Source organism: Laedolimicola ammoniilytica (assembly GCF_025567165.1).
Taxonomy (GTDB): Bacteria; Bacillota; Clostridia; order Lachnospirales; family Lachnospiraceae; genus Laedolimicola; species Laedolimicola ammoniilytica.
The window spans coordinates 158,233-169,432 of the sequence record NZ_JAOQKC010000007.1 but is presented as its reverse complement, the minus strand read 5'-3'; the positions used below and the strand labels follow the sequence as shown (position 1 = coordinate 169,432).

General features: G+C 52.7%; 10 protein-coding genes. All 10 read left to right on the top strand.

Annotated features, from left to right (window positions below; genetic code table 11):
- Positions 1-112 precede the first annotated feature (112 nt).
- The 10 genes from OCV63_RS07180 to OCV63_RS07135 all read left to right on the top strand — a co-directional run bounded on the left by OCV63_RS07180 (position 113) and on the right by OCV63_RS07135 (position 11,113).
- A complete protein-coding gene (locus tag OCV63_RS07180) occupies positions 113-823 on the top strand; it encodes a hypothetical protein (RefSeq protein ID WP_158363171.1) in 711 nt (236 codons plus the stop codon).
- A gap of 217 nt (positions 824-1,040) precedes the next feature.
- The gene (locus OCV63_RS07175; protein WP_158363170.1) at positions 1,041-1,565 is read left to right on the top strand and encodes an adenine phosphoribosyltransferase; all 525 of its coding nucleotides are present in this window, start codon (positions 1,041-1,043) and stop codon (positions 1,563-1,565) included.
- A gap of 24 nt (positions 1,566-1,589) precedes the next feature.
- Positions 1,590-2,018 (top strand): large conductance mechanosensitive channel protein MscL, encoded by a 429-nt coding sequence (gene mscL, locus OCV63_RS07170; RefSeq protein ID WP_158363169.1) that lies wholly within the window; start codon positions 1,590-1,592, stop codon positions 2,016-2,018.
- A 35-nt stretch (positions 2,019-2,053) separates the two neighbouring features.
- Complete coding sequence (locus OCV63_RS07165; RefSeq protein WP_158363168.1) at positions 2,054-4,360, top strand: RelA/SpoT family protein; 2,307 nt, start codon at positions 2,054-2,056, stop codon at positions 4,358-4,360.
- Positions 4,361-4,379: 19 nt separating this feature from the next.
- Positions 4,380-5,009, top strand: coding sequence for an MBL fold metallo-hydrolase (locus OCV63_RS07160; RefSeq protein WP_158363167.1), 630 nt, complete (start codon positions 4,380-4,382; stop codon positions 5,007-5,009).
- A 43-nt stretch (positions 5,010-5,052) separates the two neighbouring features.
- Positions 5,053-6,510 carry a coproporphyrinogen dehydrogenase HemZ gene (hemZ, locus tag OCV63_RS07155; RefSeq protein ID WP_158363166.1) on the top strand — a complete coding sequence of 486 codons (1,458 nt, stop codon included), beginning with the start codon at positions 5,053-5,055 and terminating at the stop codon, positions 6,508-6,510.
- An 18-nt stretch (positions 6,511-6,528) separates the two neighbouring features.
- Complete coding sequence (locus OCV63_RS07150; protein ID WP_158363165.1) at positions 6,529-7,137, top strand: HD-GYP domain-containing protein; 609 nt, start codon at positions 6,529-6,531, stop codon at positions 7,135-7,137.
- Positions 7,134-8,375, top strand: a complete 1,242-nt coding sequence (gene hisS, locus OCV63_RS07145) for a histidine--tRNA ligase (RefSeq protein ID WP_158363164.1) — start codon at positions 7,134-7,136, stop codon at positions 8,373-8,375. Before OCV63_RS07150 ends, hisS begins: the two co-directional genes overlap by 4 nt.
- A gap of 47 nt (positions 8,376-8,422) precedes the next feature.
- Entirely contained in the window at positions 8,423-10,198 is a 1,776-nt protein-coding gene (aspS, locus tag OCV63_RS07140; protein ID WP_158363163.1) for an aspartate--tRNA ligase, read from the top strand.
- Positions 10,199-10,501: 303 nt separating this feature from the next.
- Positions 10,502-11,113, top strand: coding sequence for a hypothetical protein (locus OCV63_RS07135; RefSeq protein WP_158363162.1), 612 nt, complete (start codon positions 10,502-10,504; stop codon positions 11,111-11,113).
- Positions 11,114-11,200: the final 87 nt, after the last annotated feature.

Here is an 11,200-nt window from a genome sequence, read left to right as displayed (position 1 = left end):
TTCTTATATGCTTGTAAGTACATAATTTTTGCAGTCATGACACAAGAAAAGCTCCCTCACAGGAAGGAGCTTTGTCTACAGTCTGCAGTTCCGCAAGGAACATAAGGGTATCATGGGCGTGGTGCAGGAGAAGCATACGGTCCGGATGACCCTGAAGCAGTGTGCCAGGGTAGAGAAGATCAAAGGCATCCTGCAGGAGTCCCTTCCGGCATTTCTGGATATGCTGAGAATGGAAGGCTTCACCAATGGATGCGAGCTCTGCGGCGAAATGAAGGAGACCGGCGTAGCTTACGTGGCAGGCAATGCGATCTGTCTCTGTGGCGAGTGTTACGACAAGGTAACCCAGAACGCGGCGGCTTACACTGCCAACGAGAAGAATAAGAAGGAAAACCTGGTGGGCGGTGTCGTAGGCGCTCTCATAGGCTCCCTGCTCGGCGTAGCCAGCATTGTATTGCTGAGCCAGCTGGGCTATGTGGCGGCTATTTCCGGCGTCATCATGGCAGTCTGCGCCCTGAAGGGCTATGAGCTGCTGGGCGGCAAGCTGACGAAAAAGGGCGTCATCATCAGCGCCGTGTTGATGATCGTCATGACCTACGTGGGCGACCGTGTGGACTGGGCCATCATGATTGCCAGAGAACTGGAGACCGACATCTTCTACGGCTATCGCCTGGTACCGCTCCTGCTTTCCGAGGAGATCATCGACATGACCAACTATGTGCTGAATCTGGTACTGGTATATGCCTTTCTGCTGGTGGGAGCTATCCCGACTATCCGGAACGCCATGCGCAAAGACAAGGTGGCAGGAACCATCTGTAAACTGTAAAAAGAAAGACAAGAACGGCCCGGGCTGCGAACCATGCAGCCGGGCCGTTTTGCAACAGCCGGAGTTAATGTCCGGAAACCCCGCCATCCTCGCCCCTCCCGTCTTGTCAAACCCCATGAATCATGCTATAATAGGCGGGTATGTAAATACCGTGCTTTATGGACGGTAGTTTTTTGTTCGTAGAATTTAATAAAAAAAGGAAAGAAGAGGAAGAAACATGAAGAAGATTGAAGAATACGTCAGAAGCATACCGGATTTCCCGGAGGAGGGAATTATTTTCCGCGATATCACATCCGTACTGCAGGATGCGGACGGCCTTCATCTGGCCATTGACTCCATGCAGGCCCTGCTGGACGGCGTGGATTTCGACGTGGTTGTAGGAGCAGAATCCAGAGGCTTCGTGTTCGGTACTCCAATCGCCTATAATCTTCATAAGCCCTTCGTACTGGTTCGCAAGAAGGGCAAGCTTCCCTGCGAGACCGTTTCCCGCTCCTATGCTCTGGAGTACGGTACCGCGGAGATTGAGATGCATAAGGATTCTATCAAGCCGGGCCAGAGAGTGGTTCTGGTGGACGACCTGATTGCCACCGGCGGCACCATCGAGGCGGCTGCGAAGCTGGTAGAGGAGCTGGGCGGCAAGGTTGTAAAGATCATTTTCCTGATGGAGCTGGCAGGCTTAAAGGGCAGAGAACGCCTGAAGGATTATGATGTGGCGTCTGTCATCCGTTACGATGGAAAATAAATAAAGTACAGGGAGACGAGTGAGATGAAAAAGTTTTTCGAGGAATTTAAGAAGTTTATTTCCAGGGGCAACGTCATGGACATGGCAGTCGGTGTCATCATCGGCGGCGCGTTCACCGCGATTGTGAATTCTCTTGTAAATGATATTTTTATGCCGCTGCTCTCCCTGATTACCGGCGGCTTTGATATCGCCGGCATGTCCGTGTCCTTCGGCGTGGGCGACAATGCGGCGACATTGAACTATGGCGCGTTCCTTTCCGCAGTAATTAATTTCCTGCTGATCGCGCTGGTGATCTTCTGCATCATCAAGGCCATGAATACCGCTAAGGACAAGATGCTGAAGAAGCAGGAGGAGGAAGCGCCCGCTCCGACCACCAAGAAGTGTCCGTATTGCATGTCTGAGATAGATATTCAGGCGACCAGATGTCCCCATTGCACATCTGAGTTACAATAAAATTACCGGGGATAAATAAAGGCAGGTGTTGATTTATGGCAGAGACGAAAATCGGTGTAAAAAACAGAGATCAGGAAGTGAATCGCGATGACGAGAATGTGAAGGCCATGCAGGATTTTACCAGTCCTGAGGTGCTTTACAAGGAACTTATCGACAGCGTCCACAGGTATCATCCGTCCACCGATATCTCCATGATTGAAAAGGCCTACAAGATTGCTTACGAGGCGCACAAAGGCCAGATGAGAAAATCGGGAGAGCCGTATATCATTCACCCCTTATGCGTGGCGATCATCCTGGCGGATCTGGAGCTGGACAAAGAGACTATCGTGGCGGGCCTTCTGCACGACGCGGTGGAGGATACGGTCATGACCACCGAGGAGATCGCGGCGGAATTCGGCGACGATGTGGCCCTGCTGGTAGACGGCGTTACCAAGCTGGGACAGCTGTCCTATTCCGCGGACAAGATCGAGATTCAGGCTGAGAACCTGCGGAAAATGTTCCTGGCCATGGCCAAGGATATCCGTGTCATCCTGATTAAGCTGGCCGACCGTCTGCACAATATGCGTACGCTTCAGTACATGAAGCCCGAGAAGCAGAAGGAAAAGGCCCGGGAGACCATGGACATCTATGCGCCCATCGCCCAGCGTCTCGGTATTTCTAAGGTAAAGAACGAGCTGGATGATTTATCGCTGAAATATCTGGAGCCGGAGGCTTATTATGACCTGAAGGAGCAGATCGCTGAGAAGCGGAGCGTCCGGGAAGCCTTCGTCCAGCGTATCGTGGCGGAAGTAAAGAATCATATGGACAACGCAGGGATAGAAGCCCATGTGGATGGCCGTGTAAAGCATTTTTTCAGTATCTATAAGAAAATGGTGAACCAGCACAAGACGCTGGATCAGATATACGATTTATTTGCGGTCCGGATCATTGTGGAGACGGTCAAGGACTGCTATGCGGCCCTGGGTATCATTCATGAGATGTACAAGCCCATTCCGGGCCGTTTCAAGGACTATATTGCCATGCCCAAGGCCAATATGTACCAGTCGCTCCATACGACACTGATTGGCCCCAACGGCCAGCCCTTCGAGATTCAGATCCGTACCTACGAGATGCACAAGACTGCAGAATACGGTATCGCTGCCCACTGGAAATACAAGGAGAGCAGCGACGGCAAGAAGCCGGTGGATCAGCAGGAGGCTGAGAAGATGACCTGGCTGCGCCAGATTCTGGAGTGGCAGCGGGATATGTCTGATAACCGGGAATTTATGAACCTTCTGAAGAGTGATCTGGATCTGTTCTCCGAGAGCGTGTATTGCTTTACGCCCAGCGGAGACGTGAAGACCCTGCCCAGCGGTTCCACACCCATCGACTTCGCCTACAGCGTCCACAGTGCCGTGGGCAATAAGATGATTGGCGCCCGGGTCAATGGCAAGCTGGTGACCATCGACTACAAGATTCAGAACGGCGACCGCATCGAGATCATTACCTCGCAGAATTCCCGCGGACCCAGCCGGGACTGGCTCAATGTGGTCAAGAGCACCCAGGCAAAAAATAAGATTAATCAGTGGTTTAAAAACCAGTTTAAAGAAGATAATATCTTGAAGGGCAAGGAGATGCTGACCCAGTACTGCAAGGCCAAGAGCATCAACATGACCGATATTATGAAGCCGGAATTCCAGAATCTGGTCATGCGGAAATACGGTTTCAAGGACTGGGATTCCGTACTGGCGGCCATCGGCCACGGCGGCCTGAAAGAGGGCCAGGTGGTCAACAAGATGGTGGAGGAATATGAGAAGATCCACAAGAAGGAGATCACCGACGAGAAGGTTATGGAGGCGGTCACCGAGAACAGTGACAAGAAGCTGAAGCTGGCCAAGTCCAAGAGCGGCATCATCGTCAAGGGTCTGACCGACGTGTCAGTCCGTTTCTCCAAGTGCTGCAGCCCGGTGCCGGGCGACGAGATCGTGGGTTACGTGACCCGTGGCCGCGGCGTGTCCATTCACCGGACCGACTGTGTCAATATCATGTGCCTGCAGGAATCTGAGCGCGCCCGTCTCATTGACGCCGAGTGGCAGGATATGGGTTCCGCTTCCTCCGGCGAGAAATACGCGACGGAGATCAAGATTTACGCCAACAACCGCACTGGATTACTGGTAGATATTTCCAAAATCTTTACCGAACGGAATATCGACATGACCCAGATGAATGTGCGGACCAGTAAGCAGGGAACGGCGACGATTTCCATTACCTTTGAAATCAGCAGCAAAGAGGAGCTGCAGAAAATCGCGGAGAAGCTGTATCAGGTGGAGAGCATTTTGGATGTGGAGCGCGCCACCGGCTGATGAGTCCCAGGAGGATAAGATGAAAGTAGAACGCATGGTGTTAGGTCAGATTCAGACCAACTGCTATTTTGCCATAAATGAAGCCACGAAGGAGACCATCGTCATCGATCCGGCGGACCGGCCGGATTCAGTGCTGCGAAAAGCTGTGGATGAGGGACTCACGCTGAAAGCCATTTTCCTGACCCACGGACATGCGGATCATATGCTGGGGGTACCGGAGCTGAAGGCGAAGCTTGGAATTCCGGTCTATGCCTGCGAGGCGGAAAAAGCGCTTCTGGCAGATCCGGCACAGAACCTGTCCCCGGCGCTTTTTCGGAAAAGTGTGTCTTTCGCCGCGGATGTGTGGGTAAAGGATGAAGAGAAGATCGAAGTGGCGGGTATGAAGTTCCGCGTCTTCGCAACTCCGGGCCATACGCCGGGTGGCTGCTGTTATTACAGCGCGGAAGCGGGCGTACTGTTCTCTGGCGATACCCTGTTCGCAGGATCCGTGGGACGTACTGATTTCCCGGGCGGAAGCATGAGCGCACTGGTACGGGGCATCAAAGAGAAGCTTACGCCGCTGCCGGACGAGACAAAAGTGTACCCGGGCCATATGGAAGAAAGCACCATCGGCGCGGAGCGGCGTTACAACCCGTATCTGGGCGGCTGAGCGGCCTCCGCTGCGTGTATACATGAATTGAAGGATAAGATAAATGGTTGAAGTTAAGATAAATGATGAAAGCTTTGCATATGATATTCATTCGCTGATTCAGGCCTTTTATGGCGGCGAGGAGGTGCAGGTTCGTGTGGGGGACGCCTTTACGGAAGAGGTTCCGGTTCAGATGGCTGTGCAAGTCACCGACCAGGACATCAGCTTTTCTATCATTCAGATTGGGGCCTTTCAGGAGAAAGGCCATGTTTATGTGGAAAATCCGGACCGGAAAGCGGTAAAGAATCAGCTGAAGCGGCTGATGTATGACAAGCTCTGCGCTTTCACCGGCGAGACACTTCCCTGGGGTACGTTGACGGGCATTCGGCCCACGAAGATTCCCATGGCCATGCTGGAGGAGGGCAGGAGTAATCTGGAAATCGCCCAGTATATGTGGGAGACCTATGATTGCAGCAAGGAGAAAGCGGCTTTGGCCATCTCCATTGCCAACCGGGAAAAAGAGGTTCTGAAAAATCTGGATTATGAGAACGGCTACAGCCTTTATGTGGGTATTCCGTTCTGCCCGAGCATCTGTCTGTATTGCTCTTTTTCTTCGTCCCCGATTAAGGTCTGGGAGAAAAAAGTGGAGGACTATCTGACAGCTTTATTTAAAGAGATTGCGTTCCTCGGAAAGGCTTATGCAGGCCGGAAGCTGAACACGGTTTATGTGGGCGGCGGCACACCCACGACCCTGACGGCAGAGCAGCTTGACAGGCTCATGACCTGTATCGAGCAGAATTTCGACTTTACTTATTTACAGGAATTGACAGTGGAAGCCGGACGTCCCGACAGCGTGACGCCGGAGAAGCTGAAGGTTCTGAAAGATCATAAGGTTACCCGTATCTCCGTCAATCCCCAGACTATGAACCAGAAGACCCTGGATCTCATCGGCCGCAGGCATACGGTGGAGGAGACGAAGCAGGCCTTTTACATGGCCCGGGAGGCGGGCCACGACAATATTAATATGGATCTCATCGTGGGACTCCCCGGCGAGGACATTGAGGACGTGCGCCATACCATGGAAGAGCTTCGGAAGCTCGATCCGGACAGCATCACGGTCCATTCCCTGGCGGTCAAGCGGGCAGCCAGGCTCAAACTGTTCCGAGATACCTATGAGGAGATGGGCCTTCGAAACAGTCAGGAGATTATGGATTTAACCTATCGGTATTGTGTGGAACAGGGCATATATCCCTATTATCTGTACCGTCAGAAGAATATGGCGGGAAATTTTGAAAATGTGGGCTATGCAAAGGTTGACAAAGCCGGAATTTACAATATACTGATTATGGAAGAAAAACAGACCATTCTGGCGGCAGGCGCGGGCGCTTCCACCAAATTTGTTTTTGCGGCGGACCACATCGAACGTGTGGAGAACGTGAAAGACGTGAAGCAGTACATCGAGCGCATCGACGAGATGATTGAGCGGAAGAGAAGCTTTATGGAGAAAAATGGTTTGCTTTAGGCAGACAGAGGTAGAAACATGAGTGAAACGACCCCCCTTTCCTTTTTCGAGGAGGACGTCACCGAGGAGATCAATCACGGCATCCGGGTGAGCAATCTGGCTTACTGCGTGGCGAAGGAGCTGGTCCTTGGCGAGGCGCGCTGCCGCGAGCTGGCTCTGGCCGGTATGATGCACGACATCGGAAAGCTCTATGTGTCCGGTTATCTCTATGGCCGGGATAAGGACACCCTGAAAATCGAGGAAATGAAGTATGTCCGGCTGCACCCGCGGCTTGGCTACGATGAGCTGATGCGGCTGGATTTTTCAGATTTTGTGGTGGAGAGCGTTCTCTATCACCATGAGAATTACGACGGTTCCGGCTATCCGGAGAATCTGGCGGGGGATCAAATCCCGCTGGGCGCGAAAATCCTGCGGGTCTGCGATGTATACGCGGCCCTGACTTCCGACCGGCCCTACCGCAGCGCCTTCGATTCCGATACGGCAGTGGAGCTGATGATTGACGAAGTGAAAAATTTTGATATGAAAGTATTTCTGGCCTTTCAGCGGGCCATTCACGAAGAGGAATGGCAGGAAAAATGGGCATTGCCCGGGCTGAAGGTTCGGATTACAGAGGAGGAGACCATATGATAACACAGGCACCAAGAGGAGTGGAAGACTGGTACGGCGAGCGGATGCATAAGCGCGCCTGGGTAGAAAAGCAGGCCAGAGAGCTTGCCCGCACCTACAATATGACCGAGATTATTACCCCGATTTTTGAACATACCGTACTGTTCCAGCGCGGCGTGGGCGAGACCACGGACGTGGTTCAGAAGGAGATGTACACCTTCGAGGATAAGGGCGGCAGAAGCATCACCCTGAAGCCAGAGGGAACCGCAGGAGCCATGCGCGCTTACCTGGAGCGCAATATGTACGCGAATCCGGCGCCCACCAAGCTCTACTATGTGACCCAGGCCTTCCGTTATGAGAAGCCCCAGAGCGGCCGTCTCCGCCAGCATCATCAGTTCGGCGTGGAGTTCGTAGGATCTAAAAGCCCGCTGGCAGAGGTGGAGGTTATTTCTCTGGCTGCGACCCTGATTAAGAAGCTGGGCCTGAAGGATGTGAAGCTTCATATCAACAGCATCGGCTGTCCCAACTGTAAGAAGGATTACAATGACGCGCTGCTTGCGTATCTGAGAAAGCATGAGGACGCCCTGTGTCCCACCTGCCGGGAGCGTATGCAGAAGAATCCCATGCGTGTTATCGACTGCAAGGTTCCGGAGTGCAAGGAGATTGTAAAGGACGCGCCCCGCACCATCGATTATCTGGACGAGGAGTGCAGGAATCATTTTGAGGAGCTGAAGGCTCTTTTGACAGAGCTGGAGATTCCCTTTGAGGTAGATACCGGCATCGTCCGCGGTCTGGACTACTATACCAAGACCGTATTCGAGTTCGTGAACTCCGACGGCTTCACGCTCTGCGGAGGCGGACGTTACGACGGCCTGATTCACGAGATCGACGAGAAGCAGGATATTCCGTCTGTAGGCTTTGGCATGGGAATTGAACGTATCCTGTATTTCCTGGAGAAAGAGGGCGTGGAGCTTCCGGCCATGGAGACTCCCGATCTCTATGTGGGAATCCTGGGCGCGGAAGCCAAGGCAAAGGCCTATAAGCTGGTTAATGAGATCCGCAGCCACGGCCTGATCGTGGAGACCGATTACATGGACCGGAGCGTCAAGGCGCAGATGAAGTACGCAAACAAAATCGGCGCGAAAAAGGTCGTGATCATCGGCGCGGACGAACTGGAAAAGGGCGCGGCCAATGTAAAAGATATGGCTACCGGCGAGCAGACCGAGGTTTCCCTTGCGGAGCTTCCGAGCCTGTTTTAAGAGAGACACTGTTACAAGAATAGCGATAGATAAGAGAGGAAAAAACTATGTTTCAGTCAAGAACACACACCTGTAACGAGCTGCGTCTCGCAAACGCAGGTGAAACCGTGACTTTGGTAGGCTGGTATGAGAACCTGCGGAAAGTCAGCAAAAATCTCGGCTTCCTGATCCTGAGAGACTTCTATGGAACCACCCAGGCTGTCATCGAGACCGAAGAAATGATGGCAAGATTAGCAGGCGTGAACACCGAGTCCACCCTGTCCATCACAGGCGTGGTACGGGAGCGTTCCAGCAAGAACGCGGCGCTGCCCACCGGTGAAATCGAAGTGGTTCCCACCGACATTCAGGTGCTGGGACGCTGCCGTTACAACGAGCTGCCTTTCGAGATCAACCATTCCAAGGAAGCGGATGAGAATACCCGTCTGAAATACCGTTACCTGGATCTCCGGAACCCGGCTGTCAAAGAGCGCATCGTACTCCGCAGCAATGTGGTAGCAGAGCTTCGGAGAAGCATGACCGATCACGGCTTTCTGGAGATTACCACGCCGATTCTGACCTGCTCCTCCCCCGAGGGCGCAAGAGACTATCTGGTACCGTCCAGAAATCATCCGGGTAAGTTTTACGCCCTGCCCCAGGCTCCCCAGCAGTTTAAGCAGCTTTTGATGACCTCCGGCTTCGACCGGTATTTCCAGATCGCTCCCTGCTTCCGCGACGAGGACGCCAGAGCAGACCGCTCTCCGGGAGAATTCTATCAGCTGGATATGGAGATGGCGTTTGCCAGCCAGGAGGACGTGTTCGCAGTGCTGGAGGATGTACTTCCGCCGGTATTTGAGAAATACGGTACCTACAATACCGCATCCAAGGCTCCGTTCCGCCGGATCTCTTATCATGACGCCATGGAGGTATACGGATCTGACAAGCCGGATCTGCGGATCGATCTGGTGGTACAGGATGCTACCGAGTGCCTGGCAGACTGCGGCTTCGGCCCCTTCGAAGGCCAGACCGTAAAAGCAGTCGTATTCAGCGATTTCAAGGCTACCCGTAAGGTTATCGACAAGATCTGTGCCGACACTGAGGTACAGACCGGCAATAAGGCATACTGGTTCCGTCTCGACGAGAATGGCGAGCTGGTAGGCGGTATCTCCAAGTTTGTCACCGAGCGCAAGGATCAGGTGGTTCAGGCACTGGGCCTGAAGCCGGGCGATTTCGTAGGCCTGACTGCCGGAAAGAAGCTGGCAGCCCAGAAGACCGCAGGCGCGCTGCGCAAGATCCTCGGCAATACCGTAGAGGGTCACATGACCAAAGAGTGCTACGAGTTCTGCTGGATCGTGGATTTCCCCATGTACGAGATCGGCGAGGAGTCCGGCGAACTGGAATTCTGCCATAACCCGTTCTCCATGCCCCAGGGCGGCATGAAGGATCTGGAGGAAAAGGATCCCCTGGACATCTACGCATACCAGTACGACCTGGTCTGCAACGGCGTAGAACTGTCCTCCGGCGCGGTGCGTAACCACGACCCGGAGATCATGGTCAAGGCCTTCGAGCTGGTAGGACTGGGCGAGGACGATGTGAAGGCCAAGTTCCCGGCCATGTACAACGCATTCTGCTACGGAGCGCCGCCCCACGCAGGCATCGCTCCCGGCGTAGACCGTATGGTGATGCTGCTGGCAGGCGAGGAGAGCATCCGCGAGATTATTCCGTTCCCCATGAACAAGACGGCACAGGATGTTATGATGGGCGCTCCGGCGACGGTAGATCCGAAGCAGCTGGCGGATGTGCATATTGCCATTGTGAAGGATGAGAAAGAGGGAAAAGAAGACTAGTTTGCGGAAAAAGCTCTTGTCAAAATTAGTATAAATTGGTAAAATAACAGTGTCGATAAAGGGTATGTCGTGTGAAAAAGGCGCATATCCGGTCGGCACTGTTTTCTTATGAAACAGGATTCATTTTACACGATATGCAGCGCGGTGTCTTCCGTAGCTGTTCACGAAAGATAAAGGTCTGGATTTCAGTTCGAAATCAACACACCCAAAGTACGCCCAAGGGCGAAGTATGCAAATTTCTCAGAACTGTATCAGCAGTATCTGAACGGGAAGAACATAAAGCTGACAGATGAAAAGAAGCGTGTGATGGTTCCATTTCCCAAGTATGTGGTATTTTATAATGGCACAAGAGATATGCCGGATCGGGTGGAGATGAAGCTTTCGGATTGTTTTTTAAAACCGGATCGGGAGGAAGGAGAACCCTGTCTGGAATGCAAGGCAACAGTATTGAACATCAATGCAGGCCGAAACAATGACATGATGCGGAAATGCCGGAGATTATCGGATTATGCGTATTTCATCGGGCAAATTCGCTGGAAAATGGATGAAGGCTGGTCACTGGAGGAAGCAACAGAGATTAGTATCAGGCGATGCATTGACAGAGGAATACTGGCAGATATCCTGACAAAATACGGAACGGAGGTGTGCAGGATGATACTGACAGAGTATGATGAGCAGGAAGAACGGGAATATCAGAGAGCAGAAGGCCGAGCAGAAGGTCGAGCAGAAGGCGACAGTTTAAGACTGATATCCCAGATTCAGAAAAAACGCGCTAAAGCAAAGCCACTTTCCACGATAGCGGAAGAATTGGAAGAGAGCGAGGAAGTTCTTCGGCCATTGTATGAGCTTGTGACAGAGCATCCAGACAACACGTCAGAAGAATTGCTGGAGCTTTGGCAAAAGGAAAAGAAGTAAAGAAATCTAAACAAAGCTCAGAGAAAGGCGGTAAGTCCTGTGTAAATATTGCAGGATTTTACCGCCTTTTTTATCTTAAGCTATTTT

What these genes read in the sequence shown, in the direction of transcription:
- OCV63_RS07175 (WP_158363170.1), top strand. Translation starts at nt 1,041, where the DNA reads ATGAAGAAGATTGAAGAATACGTCAGAAGCATACCGGATTTCCCGGAG.
- aspS (WP_158363163.1), top strand. Translation starts at nt 8,423, where the DNA reads ATGTTTCAGTCAAGAACACACACCTGTAACGAGCTGCGTCTCGCAAAC.
- mscL (WP_158363169.1), top strand. Translation starts at nt 1,590, where the DNA reads ATGAAAAAGTTTTTCGAGGAATTTAAGAAGTTTATTTCCAGGGGCAAC.
- OCV63_RS07150 (WP_158363165.1), top strand. Translation starts at nt 6,529, where the DNA reads ATGAGTGAAACGACCCCCCTTTCCTTTTTCGAGGAGGACGTCACCGAG.
- OCV63_RS07160 (WP_158363167.1), top strand. Translation starts at nt 4,380, where the DNA reads ATGAAAGTAGAACGCATGGTGTTAGGTCAGATTCAGACCAACTGCTAT.
- hisS (WP_158363164.1), top strand. Translation starts at nt 7,134, where the DNA reads ATGATAACACAGGCACCAAGAGGAGTGGAAGACTGGTACGGCGAGCGG.
- OCV63_RS07180 (WP_158363171.1), top strand. Translation starts at nt 113, where the DNA reads ATGGGCGTGGTGCAGGAGAAGCATACGGTCCGGATGACCCTGAAGCAG.
- OCV63_RS07165 (WP_158363168.1), top strand. Translation starts at nt 2,054, where the DNA reads ATGGCAGAGACGAAAATCGGTGTAAAAAACAGAGATCAGGAAGTGAAT.
- hemZ (WP_158363166.1), top strand. Translation starts at nt 5,053, where the DNA reads ATGGTTGAAGTTAAGATAAATGATGAAAGCTTTGCATATGATATTCAT.